Origin of the sequence: Haemophilus sp. HMSC066A11 (assembly GCF_001811665.1) — a bacterium.
GTDB lineage: Bacteria > Pseudomonadota > Gammaproteobacteria > Enterobacterales > Pasteurellaceae > Haemophilus > Haemophilus influenzae.
In genome coordinates this window covers 1-18,047 of record NZ_KV805856.1, presented here as the reverse complement: position 1 = coordinate 18,047, position 18,047 = coordinate 1, and the positions used below count along the sequence as shown (strand labels likewise).

Below are 18,047 nucleotides of genomic sequence, written 5' to 3'. Positions count from 1 at the left end.
TAATGTCGAAAATAATGCCGTATTCTAGAGAAAAAAACCAATCGAACCAATCAATTAAATTGAAAGACAGAACGCCAATCGAACGATTGATCGCCCACCATAACAAAATGCGGATTAATCAATGTTTCGCGTTGGTTATAGGTTAAAGGCTCAAAATGAGAGTCAAAAATGGCACCGTGAGTTTCATTCAGCAACACTTCTGCGCCAGCGGTATCCCATTCGCCTGTTTGTCCTAAACGAACATAACAATCTACTGCACCTTCAGCCACCAAACCGCTTTTTAAGCTACTTGAACCAACCACAACAAATTCACAAGTAAAATCCTTCGGCAAAATCGACCGCACTTTTTCTTGTGAAGTGGTTGCACCTACCGCAATTCGTAAAGGGCGATCAAAATTTGTCGTGTTTTTAGTGAGTTTTTTTACCTGATCCAGTTGTTTTTTAAACGCACCGAAATCACGCATTGCATAATAAGTTGTCGATAAAATTGGTGCATGAATAACACTTAACACGGGTTTATTTTTACGAACTAAGGTTATCAACACAGAAAATTGATCGGTACGATTAATAAATTGTTGTGTGCCATCAAGAGGATCAATCAACCAATATTCTTTCCAATTTTTACGTTCTTCAAAGGAAATATGACAATTTTCTTCCGAAAGAACGGGGATATTAGGGAAAAGTGCGGTCAATTTTTCGGTTAAAAATTGGCTCACAAAAAGATCCGCTTCCGTCACAGGCGTGTTGTCTTCTTTCAATTCAACATGAACCTGTTTTTGATAAAACTGTTGCAAATGCTTACCTGCTTGGTAAGCAATCAGCAATACTTGGTTAAGTAAGTGTTCGTTTAGCGTCAGCATAAAATTATTCTCTTGTTTTTGGCAGCAACCAAGGCATTACAAATAGAGCATAAAAAACCATTCCGCATGTGCTTATTAACCCGAGGGACAATCCCCCTTCGATCAACCAGCCCCAAAAGGAAGTGTCTTGTTCGCCGAGTAATAACAAATAAAAATAAGATGCCATATTGCAGTAAACAAATGAAATGATCGATGAAACTAATACAATCGAAGCAATGTTATAACGTGTGTAACGGAATTTTGCGGCTAAAAGTGCGGTTAAAAATGCGGGAATGGTGGCAAGAAGAAATGCTGTGAGAGCATAACTAGAAAAAGGAACGATAACGCCACTTGAGTCATCATCGAACCAAATCAAAAGTGCGGTGACAACTATCTGTAAAATCAGAGGGAAAAAAATAAGTGTTTTTAAGTAAGATTTCATAGTGAAAAATAGGTTATCCAGAAGATAACCTATTCTAAAATAAATTTAAGGATTAATCAGATTTTTTCGCACGTAATACGCGAGATGCAAAAATCACAATGCCCACGATAAATACGATTAAACCTAACCACTCGCCAATTGTATCCCAATTTTCAAGATTTAAGGATAATGGTGCTTCAGAACCGCCAGTGGTAACAGAAGCCGCAATAATGAATGCTAAAATTACCCCCATTAAACTTTCGCCTACAATTAAACCTGCAGAGAAAAGCGTACCGAAACGTTCTGCTTTAGCTGACACTTCTTTGTTACCAAGTTTTGCAATATGGCGAGCCATAATCCACGCTAGGAATGCACCAACAATCACAGGCGTATTAATTGATGGTGGTAAGTAAATACCAATCCCCACAGCAATAACTGGCAAGCTAAAGACTTTGTTGCTGACTTTTTTCAAAAATGCATCAATCGTAATTAACACAGCACCTAAACCCACACCAGTTAAGATGTAAGTCCATTCCAATTTATTTGTGAAAATACCTTGAGAAATGGCGGTCATTAACGTTGCTTGTGGTGCAGATAAGGCTTGTGAAGGATCCATATCTGGACGTGGCAACGCACCGCTGAAACCATACGCATGATATAAGATTTCTAATACTGGTGCGATAACAAGTGCACCGACAAAGCAGCCGATAATTAATGCAACTTGTTGTCGCCAAGGTGTTGCTTCAACTAATAAACCCGTTTTTAAATCTTGTAGATTATCATTAGAAATACAAGCTGTAGTGATTACGATAGATGCCGTAAACAATGTAAGTGCGGTTAAAAATTTCTGACCATCTACAGTTTCAAATAAGCCCGAGGCGTTACCGATTGACACCAATACTAATGAAATCACGATAACAGAAATAATTCCGATACCAGAAATTGGGCTTGAAGATGAACCCACTAAACCTGCCATATAACCAGAAGCTGCTGCCACAAAGAAGCCGATAAATACCGCTAAGAAAGTACAAACTACCACTAATAAAATGGAAAGCTCAGGCGAAATTGGTGCCGCCGCAATAAAGTGATGTAATGAAATAACAATTAACGCAACCGTCGCAATTAAGATATAAATCATTGTTTTTGGAGAAAGGTCAATATCAATACGATGTTCTGATGCCTCTTGCCCACCTTTCAGCATACGGAAAGAATGAACCATTCCTTCAATCATTGGTTTCATTAAAATCAGCAATGTCCAAATCGCAGCAATACCAATTGTACCCACACCAATATAACGCACTTTGGTTTTCCAAACAGTCATCGCAGAATCAATTAAACTTGCATCCGCGGCAATATCTTCTGACATTGTGAAATATGGCACTGCCACACCCCAAGTCAAAATAACACCGATTAACATTGCGATACCGCCGACAATACCAATTAAATAACCTGCACCAAGCAAGGCAAGTGAAAAGCCCATTGGTAATTGGAACGCCGCTTTTCCTGTTTGAATCCAAGCACTTGCACCATCAGCCATAACGCGTAAACCATTAGTTAAAAATGCAACTAATCCTGCTAAAACACCACCGTAAGCAATATCTTTCACGCCGCTATCGCCATCTGCATTATTACCTGCTTTCAAAATTTCTGCAGCAGCTACCCCTTCAGGATAAGGTAAATTACTATTTACCACCATTGCACGGCGTAATGGAATAGTGAATAACACGCCCAATGTACCACCAGCTGCACAAATCAACATCGTTTGCCAGAATGGAAAATCTTGCCAGTAGCCCATCATTAATAAACCAGGCAAGACGAAGATCACAGAAGAAAGCGTACCTGCTGAAGATGCTTGAGTTTGCACCATATTATTTTCAAGAATGCTAGAATCTTTGAAAAATTTGAGTACTGCCATAGAAATGACGGCCGCTGGAATAGATGACGCAAATGTCACCCCCACTTTTAGACCGAGATACACATTGGATGCAGTGAAAATTACCGTAATCAATGCACCGAGAATAATTCCTCGAACGGTCAATTCTTTTAAGTTTTCGTTATGCATAAATTGTTCCTTGAGCTTAAAAAAAGAAAACCGCTCAACCTTGTCAAAAATTTGACTATTTTTCAAGTTTTTTTAACATAAAATTTGTTTTATTGAAAAATGTTTAAATTAACCTGTTTTTATTTTTTTTCATTTAATAAAAATCCTATTAAAGAATAAAATTTTTAATAACAGTTCATTAGCATACTTTGTGGTACTATTTTGTCTTATCAAAATAAGGAGAAAATAATGGCAGAAAAAGAAGTCAGATTAGATAAATGGTTGTGGGCTGCCCGATTTTACAAAACACGGAGCATTGCTAAAGCGATGATTGAAAGTGGTAAAGTGCATTACAACAATCAACGTGCGAAAGTAAGTAAAATTGTGGAAGTGGGTGCAATGTTAAAACTTCGCCAGGGAAACGAAGAAAAAGAAATAAAAATTATCGCCTTAAGCGATCAACGCCGAGGTGCGCCAGAAGCACAATTACTCTACCAAGAAACCGAAAGTAGCGTGAAAAAAAGAGAAGAAATCGCGTGGGCAAGAAAAAATAATTCCCTTTCAATGCCCCATCCTGATCGTCGCCCAAATAAAAAAGAGCGGAGAGATTTATTGAAATTTAAACACCAAGATAAATTTGAATAAAAATTTCACCGCACTTTCTATGTTCTTAAGGTTTAATATCTCGCAAAATTGGATTTTGCATTGAAATCAAGGTTTCAGTGGATTGAATTTCATCAATTAACTGAATCTTGGTCGCCAAAACGGAATGTAATTCTGCAATTGTGTGTGTCATCACCTTTAAGAAAATCGAGTAATTGCCCGTTGTATAATAGGCCTCGACTACTTCATCAAAACTTTCTAGCTTTTTGATCACTTTTTCATAATCTTTTGCACTTTTTAGAATAATGCCGATAAAACAACATACATCATAGCCTAATTTACGTTCATCAATAATTACTTTTGTACCTTTAATAATGCCCGATTGACGCATTTTTTCGACCCGAACGTGAATCGTTCCTGGACTAACACCAAAATTTTTAGCCATTTCTGCGTATGGTGTTCTCGCATCTTTAGTGAGTACACGTAATATTTTTTGATCTAAACTATCAATGTTGTGCATAAAACTTCCTCCTTTAGATTTTATTTAATTTTTTCACAATGAATTAGATGATATTCAACCAAGAAAAGAAAGTAAATAAAATACTTGAAATAAAATCATTATTTACTGAATAATACTCAAAAATATTACTCCTCGTTAAAAAAGGTTATCAAAATGAAAAAGACATTTATTTTACAACAACAAGAAATCAGCTTTGTGAAGAACACTTTTACCCAAAATCTTATTGAGCAACTTGGCATTATTGAAGTGCAAGGCCCAATTTTGAGCCAAGTGGGTAACGGAATGCAAGATAACTTATCAGGCATTGAAAAAGCCGTACAGGTTAATGTGAAATGCATTCCAAATGCCGTATTTGAAGTTGTGCATTCTCTTGCGAAATGGAAACGCCATACATTAGCTCGTTTCAACTTTAAAGAAGACGAAGGCTTGTTTGTTCATATGAAAGCATTGCGTCCCGATGAAGATTCTCTTGATCCAACGCACTCTGTTTATGTAGATCAATGGGACTGGGAAAAAGTGATTCCTGAAGGTCGTCGTAATTTTGCATACTTAAAAGAAACGGTAAACGCTATTTATCGTGCTATTCGTTTAACGGAATTAGCCGTAGAAGCACGTTTTGATATTCCTTCCATTCTTCCAAAACAGATTACCTTTGTGCATAGCGAAGATTTAGTAAAACGCTATCCAGATTTAAGCAGTAAAGAGCGTGAAAACGCAATTTGTAAAGAATACGGTGCAGTATTCTTAATCGGGATTGGTGGCAAACTTTCAGATGGCAAACCTCATGATGGTCGTGCGCCTGACTATGATGACTGGACAACAGAATCTGAAAATGGCTACAAAGGCTTAAATGGCGACATTTTGGTATGGAACGACCAATTAGGCAAAGCCTTTGAACTATCCTCAATGGGTATCCGCGTAGATGAAAGTGCATTACGTTTACAAGTTGGCTTAACAGGCGATGAAGACCGTTTAAAAATGGATTGGCACCAAGATTTATTAAACGGGAAATTGCCATTAACTATCGGCGGTGGTATCGGTCAATCTCGCTTAGCGATGCTTTTACTTCGTAAAAAACATATCGGTGAAGTGCAATCAAGCGTATGGCCAAAAGAAATGTTAGAAGAATTTTCAAACATTCTTTAAAATCAATTAAGTAGATAACAAAAGTGCGGTAAAAATTAACCGCACTTTTTATTAGATGGAAAACTTAAAGAATACTTAATAGCTGGGCAAAATCATCAAACACCCAATCTGGATTGGATTCACGGATAGGGATATTGTAATTGTAGCCGTAAGTTAAACCAACAACTGCACAGCCCGCAGCGTGACCTGCGATAATATCATTTTTAGAATCGCCCACGAAAAGCACTTGGCGTGGTTCAAAACCAAATTTTCCGCATAAATAATAAAGTGGAGCTGGATGTGGCTTAATGGCAGGTAAGGATTGACCGCCCAACATTTCACTAAATAAATGATCAATGCCAAATGCGGCCAATACTGGCTGAACATGTCTTGTGGGTTTATTGGTAACAACTGCTAGGACATAGCCTTTTTCTTTCAGGATTTCTAAAGTTTCTTTTACATTTAGATACAAGCGGCTGACATTACATAAATTCTCGCCATAATAAAAATTAAAACGTTCTGTTACTTGCTTAACCTCTGTTTCAGTTAGCACTTTTCCTGTTTGTTTTTTCGCCCAATCTAACGCTCGAGCAATTAATACAGGCGCGCCATTACCGATCCAAGTTAAAACTAATTCTTCTGGCGCTTTCGGTAAATCAAATTCAGCCAAAGCAGAATTTACGGATAACGCTAAATCAGGCAGGCTATTTACCAAGGTGCCATCTAAATCAAAGCCAATAAGTTTAAATTGTGTGTTCATTGTTTTTCTCTGTTCTATTACGATCGTATTTTATTAAAATAACGGTTATGCGCTAACACTTGCTAACTGTGTACGCATTTGGTCAATAACTTGTTTATAATCTGGCTTACCAAAAATTGCGGAACCTGCCACAAACATATCAGCACCTGCCGCGGCTATTTCTGCGATGTTATCAACCTTCACGCCACCATCTACTTCAAGACGAATGTCATAACCACTTTCATCAATGATCTTACGAGCCTGTTGTAATTTCTTCAATGTTGCTGGAATAAAAGATTGTCCGCCAAATCCGGGATTAACTGACATTAATAAAACCACATCCACTTTATCCAAAACGTAATCTAAATAGCTCAACGGCGTCGCAGGATTAAAAACTAATCCAGATTTACAACCACAATCGCGAATAAGCTGCAAAGAGCGGTCAATATGTTCGCTAGATTCTGGGTGAAAAGTGATGTAATTCGCACCTGCTTTAGCAAAATCGGGAATAATGCGATCGATCGGTTTTACCATTAAATGCACATCTATCGGTTCGGTAATGCCATAATCACGTAAAGCTTGACATACCGCAGGCCCAAAAGTGAGATTAGGTACATAATGATTATCCATAACATCAAAATGAATAACATCCGCACCTGCATTAAGTACGTTTTGTACATCATTACCAAGACGAGCGAGATCGGCAGAAAGAATTGATGGGGCGATAAGATAAGGTTTCATAAAGGTTCTCCGTTGAGAAAATGAGTGCATTTAGTTTACTCACTTAAGTTCAAAAAACCAATAGTAATCCTTATATGAAATAACAAGATAAACAAAGAAAGGGCATCTAAATGCCCTTTCAGTCATGAATATAAATAGACGAAAATTTACACGTCCAGATTTGCTCTTAACGCATTCAGCTCAATGAACTCACGACGTGGCTCAACTTCATCTCCCATTAAGGTCGTGAAGAGTTGATCCGCTGCAACAGCATCCTTAATAGAAACTTTCAACATACGACGTGAATTTGGATCCATTGTGGTTTCCCAAAGTTGATCTGCGTTCATTTCACCAAGCCCTTTATAACGTTGTACTTCAAGGCCTTTACGAGATTCTTTCACCAGCCATTCAACGGCTTGTTCAAAACTACGTACTGGTTGTACTTTTTCGCCACGAATAACATAAGCACCCTCTTCTAATAAACCATTGAGTTGTTTATTAAGAGAAACAATTTTCGCGTATTCATTGCCGTGAACAAAATCAAAATTCAAGAAATAATCAGTATCAATACCGTGTTTGCGAACAGTAATCACCGCTTCATACACTTGGCGTTCCGCATTAAATTGTGTACGCACTGAATATTGATGCGCTTCTGTTTCTTTTGCAGTCAGTTGTTCAACAAAAGATTTACCCCAATTTTCAACCGCACTTTCGTTTTTCATCATTTCAACAGAAATTGGCGACTGATAAATTAATCCTTGCAACACTGGAGTTGGGTAATGACGGTTTAAACGACCGATAAGTTTTTGTACGCTGTTATATTCTGCCACCAATTTTTCAAATACAAGGGCATTCATTGCTGGTGCATTTGCACTGATATGTAATTCTGCGCCATCTAACGCAAGGGTTAATTCATATTGCTCCATTTCATCCGCATCTTTAATGTAGCGTTCTTGTTTTCCTTTTTTCACTTTGTAAAGTGGCGGCTGAGCAATGTAAACATAACCACGCTCAATCAGCTCAGGCATTTGACGATAGAAAAACGTTAAAAGCAATGTACGTATGTGAGAACCATCCACATCAGCATCGGTCATAATGATAATATGATGATAGCGTAATTTATCAGGGTTATATTCATCACGACCAATACCGCAGCCTAAAGCAGTAATTAATGTGCCCACTTCTTGGGAAGACAACATTTTGTCGAAACGTGCTTTTTCTACGTTTAAGATTTTACCTTTCAATGGCAAAATTGCTTGAGTTTTACGATCACGACCAACTTTTGCAGAACCACCAGCGGAGTCCCCCTCCACCAAGTAAAGTTCAGAAAGTGCAGGATCTTTTTCTTGGCAGTCTGCTAGTTTACCTGGTAAACCTGCAATATCTAATGCCCCTTTACGACGCGTCATTTCACGCGCTTTGCGTGCTGCTTCACGCGCACGAGCTGCCATAATAATTTGATTTACAATGATTTTTGCATCTGCAGGATTTTCCAATAAATATTCCTGCATTTTTTCATTCATCGCAGATTCCACCGCACTTTTAACTTCTGAAGAGACGAGTTTGTCTTTCGTTTGCGATGAGAATTTTGGATCAGGCACTTTAACGGAAATAATCGCCACCAAACCTTCACGTGCATCATCACCTGAAGTCGCCACTTTTTCTTTTTTCAGCATACCCTCGTTTTCCATATAGCTATTTAAGCTACGGGTTAAAGCCCCTCGGAAACCAGCTAGGTGAGTACCGCCATCACGTTGAGGAATGTTATTGGTAAAGCAATACACGTTTTCATTTACACCATCATTCCATTGCAATGCGACTTCTACGCCGATTCCATCTTTCTCAGCGGTAAAATAAAATGGCTTTGGATGAATTGGGTTTTTATTTTTATTCAAATATTCGACGAATGCTTGAATACCGCCTTCGTAATGGAAATGATCTTCAGAGCCATCACGTTTATCGATTAAACGAATAGATACGCCAGAATTCAAGAAAGAAAGCTCGCGTAAGCGTTTTGCTAAGATTTTGTAATCAAAGGTTGTGATAGCAAAAATATCTGAGCTTGGCCAGAAACGAACCGTTGTCCCCGTTGCCTCTGTTTCGCCAATCACTGTTAATGGCGATTGAGGCTCCCCTAAATGATAAAACTGCTCGTGAACGTGACCTTGACGACGAATGGTTAATTGTAACTTATCAGAAAGCGCATTCACTACAGATACGCCCACGCCGTGTAAACCGCCCGATACTTTATAAGAGTTATCGTCAAATTTACCGCCTGCGTGAAGCACAGTCATAATCACTTCCGCTGCAGAAACGCCTTCTTCAGGATGAATATCCACAGGAATCCCGCGCCCATCATCTTGCACCGATACAGAATTATCATCGTGAATTGTCACGATAATATCGGAACAATGGCCAGCGAGGGCTTCATCAATGGCATTATCCACCACTTCAAATACCATATGGTGCAAACCAGTACCGTCATCGGTATCGCCGATATACATACCAGGACGCTTGCGCACCGCATCAAGGCCTTTTAATACTTTAATGCTCGCTGCACCATAGTTATCATTGGTCGTTTCTGACATAATTTATCTCATTCTTTTGTAAATAAAAATTGGGCGGGATTATAGCAAAAAATCGCCGTTTTGGCGATGCTTTTCGGGAAAGGAAAGCGATAAAAAAAGGGCGAATAATTTCGCCCTATAACTTGTTATTTTTTCCAATTTTTTAGCGCATCAGCAAAGGCATTGCCCATCGCATTATTACCTCTTGAACTACGCTCCTCTCGTTGCGTATTTGCACGAGGTCTTGCGGATAAAGTGCGGTCAGATTTACTGTCATTTTTGACCGCACTTTCATCTAATCGCATCGTCAATGCAATGCGTTTACGTGGCACATCCACTTCTAACACTTTGACTTTTACAATGTTGCCTGTTTTTACCACTTGATGGGGATCTTCCACGAATTTATCGCTTAATGATGAAATATGCACTAAACCATCTTGATGAACACCAATATCCACAAATGCGCCAAAATTGGTTACATTAGTAACAGTTCCTTCTAAAATCATTCCAGATTTTAAATCCGTTATTTCTTCCACGCCCTCAGCAAATACAGCGGTTTTGAACTCGCCACGTGGATCGCGCCCTGGTTTTTCCAACTCTTTGAAAATATCTTGGACGGTCGGTAAACCAAATTGTTCATCAATGAATTGTTTTGCATCAAGCTGACGTACCACACCCGCATTACCCATTAAATCTTGAATAGATTGCGCGGTAGCTTGCAAAATTTTTTCGACCACAGGGTAAGCTTCTGGGTGAACACCTGAAGCATCAAGTGGATTTTTCCCTTCAGCAATACGCATAAAGCCCGCACATTGCTCAAAGGCTTTAGGCCCTAAACGTGGTACTTTTTTCAATTCTGCACGGCTTTCAAAACGCCCATTTTCATCACGATATTCCACAATGTTTTGCGCTAAGGTTTTCGTCATTCCAGCCACGCGAGCGAGCAATGGTGCGGATGCGGTATTTAAATCTACGCCTACCGCGTTTACGCAGTCTTCCACTACTGCATCAAGTTTACGCGCAAGTTGGGTTTGGTTTACATCGTGTTGATATTGCCCTACACCAATGGCTTTCGGTTCGATTTTCACTAATTCTGCCAATGGATCTTGTAAACGACGCGCAATTGATACCGCACCACGTAAAGATACATCTAAATTCGGGAATTCATTTGCGGCAAATTCAGAAGCTGAATAAACGGACGCGCCAGCTTCACTGACCACAACGGTTTGCGGTTTATTTTCTTTAATTTCTTTAATCACGTCTTTCGCAAAACGTTCTGTTTCACGAGAAGCTGTACCATTACCAATAGCAATTAATTCCACGTTATGTTTGCGGATTAAGCTGAAAATCGCCACTTGTGCTTCGGCTTCACGCCCCGTGTGTGGATAAATGGTAGTGGTATCTAATAATTTACCTGTGTTATCCACCACCGCAACTTTAACACCTGTACGTAAGCCTGGGTCCAAGCCCATGGTACTTTTCACGCCAGCGGGTGCCGCCATTAAAAGTGCGGTCAAATTTCTGGCGAAAACATCAATGGCTTCTTCTTCCGCTTTTTCACGTAAACTTGCCATTAATTCCGTTTCTAAATGCAACGAAACTTTGATTTTCCACGTCCACGCAATCACTTGCTCACGCCATTTATCTGCTGGCAGCCCCGTGAAACGTACATCTAAATAATCACGAATAATCTCTTCACAATAGCTTTGGCGACTTCCTTCTTCCGCATCAGGATCAGCATTTAAACTTAATTGTAAAATGCCCTCATTACGTCCACGGAACATGGCTAATGCACGATGAGAAGGCACATTTTTCAATAATTCTTGGTGGTCAAAATAATCTTGGAATTTTGCGCCTTCCGTTTCTTTGCCTTCGTTCACTTTTGATACGATAACTGCATTTTTCGCTAAATAATCACGGACTTTCGCTAATAAACCTGCATCTTCAGCAAAACGTTCCATTAAAATATAGCGTGCACCATCAAGGGCTACTTTGGTGTCTGTCACGCCTTTATCAGCATCCACAAAGGAAAGTGCGGTTGATTCTGGATCATTTTTTGGCTCATTCCAAAGTAAATTAGCCAATGGCTCAAGACCAGCTTCAATGGCAATTTGCCCTTTGGTGCGACGTTTTGGTTTGTACGGCAAATACAAATCTTCTAATTCGGTTTTGCTTTGTGTCGCATGGATTTTATCGCGCAGTTCATCAGTCAATTTCCCTTGCTCTTCAATAGATTTCAAAATAGTTTGACGACGATCTTCTAATTCACGCAAATAAATTAAACGGGTTTCAAAATGACGAAGTTGGGTGTCATCTAAGCCCCCAGTGGCTTCTTTACGATAACGGGCGATAAATGGAATGGTGTTGCCATCATCTAATAATTGAATGGCAGCGAGGATTTGTTGGGGTTGAACGGTTAATTCAGCCGCAATAATTTGGCTAATTTGTTGATTTAACATTGTCATACTTCTTTATTATAAAAAAACGAAGATAGAATACTGGTTTTAGCGAGCTGGCTCAAATATAATTCAAAAAACTTTCTTTTATTTTATTATGGCAAAATCAAATTATATTACCCGTCAAGGCTGGAATGAGCTTGACCAAGAACTCAAGTTTTTGTGGAAAGAAGAACGCCCAAAAGTCACTCAAGCCGTTTCAGATGCAGCTGCACTAGGCGATCGTAGCGAAAATGCCGAATATATTTATGGTAAACGTCGCTTACGTGAAATTGATCGCCGCGTGCGTTTTTTAACCAAAAGATTGGAAGTGCTACAAATTGTCGATTACAATCCAAAGCAAGAGGGAAAAGTTTTCTTCGGTGCGTGGGTGGAATTAGAAAATGAAGAAGGTGAAATTAAGCAATACCGTATCGTCGGTTGTGATGAATTTGCCCCTGCGAAAAATTGGATATCCATTGATTCCCCAGTTGCTCGAGCTTTAATCGGAAAAACATTAGACGACGAAGTGCGGGTAGAAACGCCATCAGGTTTTATTACCCTTTATATAAATAAAATTTGGTATGAGAATAACTCGGAAAAATAAAAGATGGTGAATATCTAAGCACAAAGAGAAAACTAATAGGCTAGATATAAACTATCTTACTTGCCTCTTTCCTTATTCGCTGCAAAATCAGCGCCTTTTGCAAGCATTCTCAACTGCAAAATCACTCGAGCTTTAAGTTGCTCACGTTCAGCTTTACTCATATCTAAAGCATTCGCCCCTGCAGTGAATACGATTGTTACGATGCCTTCCGCTTGAACATAAGCAACATATTGCGAATATTGATGTTTGTAGGAAATATATTCTGCTAACTCATCAACAAAATGCTTAATTTCTCGTGCTGCCGCAGTACGAAAAGCTTGAGAAGTGCCTGAACTTTCGCGTAATAGCAAGCGAAAAACGTTCGTGCTATTAGTAATAAATTCAAAAAATGTATCCACAGAAACAGAAATAACGCTACCGCCCGCATCAATACGTTTACGCGCTTGACGCATTAATTGGCGCAACATCAAACCTGCTTCATCCACCATTTCTAAGCCAAGTTCATCCATATCACTAAAATGGCGATAGAAAGAGGTAGGCGCAATACCAGCCTCGCGTGCCACTTCTCGTAAACTTAAATTAGAAAAACTTTTTTCTGCGCTAAGTTGATTAAATGCCGCATCCACTAAAGCGCGACGAGTCTTTTCTTTTTGAACAGCACGAACACCAGCCATTATTTCAACCCACCTAGAATAGATTTAACTTCATCGCTGACCGCACTTGCCACACGCTCATAACGATTACGTAATGGCGAACCAGGACGATAAACCAACGCAATGGTGCGTGATGGCTCTGGCGAATAACAAGGAATATATTTCACACCTTTGCGCGTACCTTCATTTAGTACCGCTAATTCAGGCATAAAAGTGATACCAGCATTTGCTGCTACCATATTGCGCAAAGTTTCAAGACTAGTTGCTTGGAAATGGGAATTTTCTTTTGCACCAGCAGTGAAGCAATAATCTAGTGCTTGATTGCGCAAACAATGACCATCATCAAGCATTAACATTTCTTGACCATTTAATTGGTTCATTGGAAGTTTACTTTCTTGAGCCCAAGGATGATGCTCTGATACGGCGAGTAACATTTTCTCGTTGAAAATAGGTACTTCAATAAAAGCCTCAGTTTCTGGAACAGTGGCAACAATAGCACAATCTAAACGCCCCGTTTCCAATTGTTCTAATAATTGATGCGTTTGCGCTTCATAAAGAAACACTTCTAAATCAGGGAATGCCGCTTTTAACATTGGCACAATATAAGGGAGCAAATAAGGACCAACCGTTGGAATTAAACCGATGTGTAATGGCCCTGTCATTTCTTTACCTTGATTACTCGCCATTTCTTTCAATAATTTAACTTCTCGAAGAACTGTGCGAGCCTGATCAACCAATAACATCCCAGATTGAGTAAACAACACTTTACGGCTAGTACGTTCTAACAAAATAATACCAAGCTCATCTTCTAACTTACGAATTTGCCCACTTAATGTTGGTTGGCTCACATTACAAGAATCGGCAGCACGGCGGAAATGTTTATATTCAGATAAGGCAACAAGATATTCTAGATCACGGATATTCATGAGATTTTCCCTATAGAAAAATTCAATTAAAAGAATAGAATTAATTGATTATGACTATATCATAATTTTCCCTATAATACAGCACGTAAAATTTAAATTAACAACCAATAGGAGAAAAAAACAATGTCTAATATGGAAGGAAAAAAAGTCCCTCAAGTGACATTCCGCACTCGTCAGGGTGATAAATGGGTTGATGTAACTACCTCAGAGTTATTTGATAACAAAACAGTGATCGTGTTCTCATTACCGGGAGCATTCACTCCAACTTGCTCATCATCACACTTACCACGTTACAACGAATTAGCGCCAGTATTCAAAAAATACGGTGTAGACGATATTCTTGTTGTATCTGTAAATGATACTTTCGTAATGAACGCATGGAAAGAAGATGAAAAATCTGAAAACATCACTTTCATTCCAGATGGTAATGGTGAATTTACCGAAGGCATGGGTATGTTAGTTGGTAAAGAAGATTTAGGCTTCGGTAAACGTTCATGGCGTTATTCTATGCTTGTGAAAAACGGCGTAGTTGAAAAAATGTTTATCGAACCAAACGAACCAGGCGATCCGTTCAAAGTATCCGATGCTGACACTATGTTGAAATACCTTGCACCACAACACCAAGTGCAAGAGTCTATTTCAATCTTCACAAAACCTGGCTGTCCTTTCTGTGCAAAAGCAAAACAACTTTTACACGATAAAGGCTTAAGCTTTGAAGAAATCATATTAGGTCACGATGCAACAATCGTGAGCGTACGTGCAGTTTCAGGTCGTGCTACTGTTCCACAAGTGTTTATCGGTGGTAAACACATTGGCGGTAGCGACGATTTGGAAAAATACTTTGCATAAGCAGGCAAGTATTTAGCTGATTATTATTTGAGAATGTAATTTAAAGGGCGCATTAAGCGCCCTTTTCATTTGTACGAATTTATTGCAAAAATCAATAATGGGGCGGTGGCGTTTCTTCAGATTGACTTGCAATGTTAGAGGGTTGAAAGTCTTTTAATTTATTTGCCATATAACGCAATTGGACTTGCATTTTATCAATATCAAATTGCTGTTGAACTAAAGCGTGATTTAATTCATCTAATAACTGTTCCTGAAATGCAATTTTCATTTCAAGTTCTTCGATGCGATTTTCTAACATTTGTTGAATTTGCATAAATTTTCTCTAAATTCTAAAAAAAAGTTGAGAATAGATAGAAAGCCATTTAATCTATTCCTCGTATTATTCCATTCATTATAAAGGATTAACTTATATGTTAAAAATTCAAAAATTATCTATCGCAGCATTAATGGTAAGTGCGGTAATTTCTAGTCAAGTTTTTGCAGAAGATAACACATTCGATGAAAAAGCGGCATCTTATGCAGTAGGTACGCTCATGGGCAGTCAAATGAAAGATCTTGTTGATTCCCACAAAGAAGTTATTAAATATGATAATGTGCGTATTTTAGATGGCTTAAAAGATGCTTTAGAAGGCAAAGTGGATGTTCGTAAAGATGAAAAAATCCAAAAAACCTTAGAATCTATTGAAGCAAAATTAGTGGCTGCATCAAAAGCAAAAGCAGAAGCGATTGCTAAACAAGCAAAAGAAGAAGGCGATAAATTCCGTGCTGAATTTGCTAAAGGTAAAGATGTAAAAACGACGCAATCTGGTTTAATGTATAAAATTGAAAGTGCAGGTAAAGGCGATACAATCAAATCAACGGATACGGTTAAAGTACATTACACGGGTAAATTACCAAATGGAAAAGTATTTGATAGCTCTGTCGAGCGCGGACAACCTGTAGAATTCCAACTTGATCAAGTAATTAAAGGCTGGACTGAAGGTCTTCAATTAGTGAAAAAAGGCGGAAAAATTCAATTAGTTATTGCACCTGAATTAGGCTATGGCGAACAAGGTGCTGGCGCATCTATTCCACCAAATTCAACATTAATTTTTGATGTGGAAGTATTAGACGTCAATCCGAAATCTGAAAAATAACGGATAAGTTTAATAGCGCGCGTTCTTTAACGCGTGCTTTTTATTATAAAAAACGAGCGGAATTTTTACCGCACTTTTAACCTAACGCTATGACATTAAACGATAAATATCCTTTCACTGATGAAGATCAGGCTATCATAAATTCCTACAAAGCAGTCGTTGATGGTGTCAGCGCACTGATTGGCGAGCACTGCGAAATAGTGCTTCATTCTCTGGAAAATATTGAACATTCTGCTATTTGTATTGCCAACGGACATAACACTAATCGACAAGTTGGTTCGCCAATTACTGATCTTGCCTTACGTTCGCTACGAAATATGCAAAGCGAAAGTGTTTCAAAACCTTATTTTACACGAGCAAAAGGCAGCGTACTGATGAAATCAGTTACTATCGCTATTCGTAATAAAACTCAACGTATTATTGGTTTGCTTTGCATCAATATCAATTTAGATGTACCCATGTCTCAATTTTTGCAATGCTTTATGCCAACGGAGCATACGAATGAAACATCTTCAGTGAACTTTGCGAATTCAGTGGAAGACTTGGTTGCGCAGACTATTGAAAAAACAATAGAAGAAGTCAATGCGGATCGCGCTGTTGCCAATAATACTAAAAACCGACAAATCGTCCTTTCTCTTTACGAAAAAGGTATTTTTGATATTAAAGATGCGATTAATTTAGTCGCTGAACGTTTAGATATTTCCCGACATACGGTTTACCTGTACATCCGTCAAATCAAACAAGAGCAAGAATAATGCGCTATATTATCGCCGTCAAAAGCCCTATTTACGGAAAGCAAGGGGCATTTTTAGCTTATCAATTTGCAAATGCCTTAATCAAAAAAGGACACGAAATCTCACAGATTTTTTTCTTCCAAGATGGAGTGAGTAACGGAAATGCATTAGTGTATCCAGCCAATGATGAAGTTAATTTACAAAAACATTGGCAAATGTTTTCCATCACCCACAATGTTCCTTTACATTTATGTGTTGCAGCATCTCAACGACGAGGTGTTGTTGATAACTTAACTACACCAACTACAGCTCACTACAATCTTGCAGAAGGATTTATAATTGCAGGTCTTGGAGAATTTATAGCAGCAAGTTTAAACGCAGATCGAGTAATAACCCTATGAAGATAGCCTTTTTATTTCGCACATCTCCACATGGCACATCCATTTCACGAGAAGGCTTAGATGCAATTCTTGCCGCGACAGCTTTTTGTGAACCCAATGATATTGGGATATTTTTTATCGATGATGGCGTATTAAATCTTATCGATAACCAACAACCCGAAATCATTCAACAAAAAGATTTCATTAGAGCCTTTAAATTATTAGATTTATATGATGTAGAACAACGCTTTATCTGCACAGCGTCTTTGCAGAAATTTAAATTAGATAATAGAGAACTTATCCTATCTTGTGAAAAAATTGACCGCTCTTTATTGCTAGAAAAGCTTAATCAAGCAGAAAAATTGTTTACTTTCTAAGGAATATTATGCTTTATACATTTTCTCAATCAGATTATCCCAAAACTGAACTAGATGACTATTTTTCATATATTACAGAAAAAGATGCGGTAGTACTATGGCAAGACGGTGTGTTATTGGCAATAAAATATCCTGATTATTTTGCCAAATGTAAAGGGAATTGCATGATATTAAAACAAGATATTTTAGCAAGAAATCTCACCGCACTTTTACCTCAAAGTAGCAAGATAAAATTAATATCAATAGAAGAACTTGTTGGAATCACTGAAAATTATTTACCACAGCTATCACTATAAAAATCAAATAATTTAGTAAATACTCAAGCAAAGTATCAGATATAGAATAAAAAAATGCGGAGAATTTTCTCCGCACTTT

General features: G+C 38.3%; 20 protein-coding genes. 9 read left to right on the top strand and 11 right to left on the bottom strand.

The window, feature by feature from the left end; translation table 11 throughout:
- Nucleotides 1-50 precede the first annotated feature (50 nt).
- Genes cysQ through HMPREF2813_RS01230 form a run of 3 tightly spaced genes read right to left on the bottom strand, consistent with a single transcriptional unit; the run spans nt 51 to nt 3,322 of the window.
- Nucleotides 51-860 (bottom strand): 3'(2'),5'-bisphosphate nucleotidase CysQ, encoded by an 810-nt coding sequence (gene cysQ / locus HMPREF2813_RS01240; RefSeq protein ID WP_011961643.1) that lies wholly within the window; start codon nt 858-860, stop codon nt 51-53.
- Nucleotides 861-864: 4 nt separating this feature from the next.
- Complete coding sequence (locus tag HMPREF2813_RS01235; protein WP_011961642.1) at nt 865-1,281, bottom strand: hypothetical protein; 417 nt, start codon at nt 1,279-1,281, stop codon at nt 865-867.
- 52 nt (nt 1,282-1,333) lie between these two features.
- Entirely contained in the window at nt 1,334-3,322 is a 1,989-nt protein-coding gene (locus tag HMPREF2813_RS01230) for an OPT family oligopeptide transporter (protein ID WP_005657939.1), read from the bottom strand.
- Between the two features lie 228 nt (nt 3,323-3,550).
- Between HMPREF2813_RS01230 and hslR the strand changes: the two genes are divergently transcribed.
- Nucleotides 3,551-3,946, top strand: coding sequence for a ribosome-associated heat shock protein Hsp15 (gene hslR / locus HMPREF2813_RS01225; protein WP_005654696.1), 396 nt, complete (start codon nt 3,551-3,553; stop codon nt 3,944-3,946).
- A gap of 25 nt (nt 3,947-3,971) precedes the next feature.
- Here hslR and asnC read toward each other — a convergent pair whose 3' ends face one another.
- A complete protein-coding gene (gene asnC, locus HMPREF2813_RS01220) occupies nt 3,972-4,424 on the bottom strand; it encodes a transcriptional regulator AsnC (protein WP_005649540.1) in 453 nt (150 codons plus the stop codon).
- 153 nt (nt 4,425-4,577) lie between these two features.
- Here asnC and asnA point away from each other — a divergent pair, with 153 nt between their 5' ends.
- A complete protein-coding gene (asnA, locus tag HMPREF2813_RS01215; protein ID WP_005664417.1) occupies nt 4,578-5,570 on the top strand; it encodes an aspartate--ammonia ligase in 993 nt (330 codons plus the stop codon).
- 64 nt (nt 5,571-5,634) lie between these two features.
- On the opposite strand, the gene HMPREF2813_RS01210 is transcribed toward asnA, so the two are convergent.
- The 4 genes from HMPREF2813_RS01210 to HMPREF2813_RS01195 all read right to left on the bottom strand — a co-directional run bounded on the left by HMPREF2813_RS01210 (nt 5,635) and on the right by HMPREF2813_RS01195 (nt 12,034).
- Complete coding sequence (locus tag HMPREF2813_RS01210) at nt 5,635-6,309, bottom strand: phosphoglycolate phosphatase (RefSeq protein ID WP_014550365.1); 675 nt, start codon at nt 6,307-6,309, stop codon at nt 5,635-5,637.
- A 45-nt stretch (nt 6,310-6,354) separates the two neighbouring features.
- Complete coding sequence (rpe, locus tag HMPREF2813_RS01205; RefSeq protein ID WP_014550364.1) at nt 6,355-7,029, bottom strand: ribulose-phosphate 3-epimerase; 675 nt, start codon at nt 7,027-7,029, stop codon at nt 6,355-6,357.
- A 146-nt stretch (nt 7,030-7,175) separates the two neighbouring features.
- Nucleotides 7,176-9,596 carry a DNA topoisomerase (ATP-hydrolyzing) subunit B gene (gyrB, locus tag HMPREF2813_RS01200; RefSeq protein WP_014550363.1) on the bottom strand — a complete coding sequence of 807 codons (2,421 nt, stop codon included), beginning with the start codon at nt 9,594-9,596 and terminating at the stop codon, nt 7,176-7,178.
- Between the two features lie 125 nt (nt 9,597-9,721).
- Nucleotides 9,722-12,034, bottom strand: coding sequence for a Tex family protein (locus tag HMPREF2813_RS01195; RefSeq protein ID WP_048946957.1), 2,313 nt, complete (start codon nt 12,032-12,034; stop codon nt 9,722-9,724).
- Between the two features lie 94 nt (nt 12,035-12,128).
- Between HMPREF2813_RS01195 and greB the strand changes: the two genes are divergently transcribed.
- Entirely contained in the window at nt 12,129-12,617 is a 489-nt protein-coding gene (gene greB / locus HMPREF2813_RS01190; RefSeq protein WP_005687080.1) for a transcription elongation factor GreB, read from the top strand.
- A gap of 56 nt (nt 12,618-12,673) precedes the next feature.
- Here greB and fabR read toward each other — a convergent pair whose 3' ends face one another.
- Nucleotides 12,674-13,291: an HTH-type transcriptional repressor FabR gene (gene fabR / locus HMPREF2813_RS01185; RefSeq protein ID WP_005629669.1), complete on the bottom strand. Its 618-nt coding sequence runs from the start codon at nt 13,289-13,291 to the stop codon at nt 12,674-12,676.
- The gene (gene oxyR / locus HMPREF2813_RS01180) at nt 13,291-14,196 is read right to left on the bottom strand and encodes a DNA-binding transcriptional regulator OxyR (RefSeq protein WP_005687082.1); all 906 of its coding nucleotides are present in this window, start codon (nt 14,194-14,196) and stop codon (nt 13,291-13,293) included. The genes fabR and oxyR overlap by 1 nt, the downstream gene beginning before the upstream one ends.
- Nucleotides 14,197-14,319: 123 nt before the next feature.
- On the opposite strand from oxyR, the gene pgdx reads away from it, so the two are divergent.
- Complete coding sequence (pgdx, locus tag HMPREF2813_RS01175; RefSeq protein ID WP_005657922.1) at nt 14,320-15,045, top strand: hybrid peroxiredoxin PGdx; 726 nt, start codon at nt 14,320-14,322, stop codon at nt 15,043-15,045.
- A 91-nt stretch (nt 15,046-15,136) separates the two neighbouring features.
- Here the strand turns inward: pgdx and HMPREF2813_RS01170 are convergent, their stop codons facing one another.
- Nucleotides 15,137-15,358, bottom strand: coding sequence for a SlyX family protein (locus HMPREF2813_RS01170; RefSeq protein WP_005649565.1), 222 nt, complete (start codon nt 15,356-15,358; stop codon nt 15,137-15,139).
- 97 nt (nt 15,359-15,455) lie between these two features.
- Between HMPREF2813_RS01170 and fkpA the strand changes: the two genes are divergently transcribed.
- The 5 genes from fkpA (at nt 15,456) to HMPREF2813_RS01145 (ending at nt 17,968) form a co-directional block, all read left to right on the top strand.
- Nucleotides 15,456-16,181, top strand: a complete 726-nt coding sequence (gene fkpA, locus HMPREF2813_RS01165) for an FKBP-type peptidyl-prolyl cis-trans isomerase (RefSeq protein ID WP_014550361.1) — start codon at nt 15,456-15,458, stop codon at nt 16,179-16,181.
- 89 nt (nt 16,182-16,270) lie between these two features.
- Nucleotides 16,271-16,936, top strand: coding sequence for a helix-turn-helix transcriptional regulator (locus HMPREF2813_RS01160; protein ID WP_005657913.1), 666 nt, complete (start codon nt 16,271-16,273; stop codon nt 16,934-16,936).
- Nucleotides 16,936-17,316 carry a sulfurtransferase complex subunit TusD gene (gene tusD, locus HMPREF2813_RS01155; protein WP_014550360.1) on the top strand — a complete coding sequence of 127 codons (381 nt, stop codon included), beginning with the start codon at nt 16,936-16,938 and terminating at the stop codon, nt 17,314-17,316. The genes HMPREF2813_RS01160 and tusD overlap by 1 nt, the downstream gene beginning before the upstream one ends.
- Nucleotides 17,313-17,672: a sulfurtransferase complex subunit TusC gene (tusC, locus tag HMPREF2813_RS01150; RefSeq protein WP_005687089.1), complete on the top strand. Its 360-nt coding sequence runs from the start codon at nt 17,313-17,315 to the stop codon at nt 17,670-17,672. Before tusD ends, tusC begins: the two co-directional genes overlap by 4 nt.
- 8 nt (nt 17,673-17,680) lie before the next feature.
- Nucleotides 17,681-17,968, top strand: a complete 288-nt coding sequence (locus HMPREF2813_RS01145; protein WP_005649577.1) for a DsrH/TusB family sulfur relay protein — start codon at nt 17,681-17,683, stop codon at nt 17,966-17,968.
- Nucleotides 17,969-18,047 lie beyond the last annotated feature (79 nt).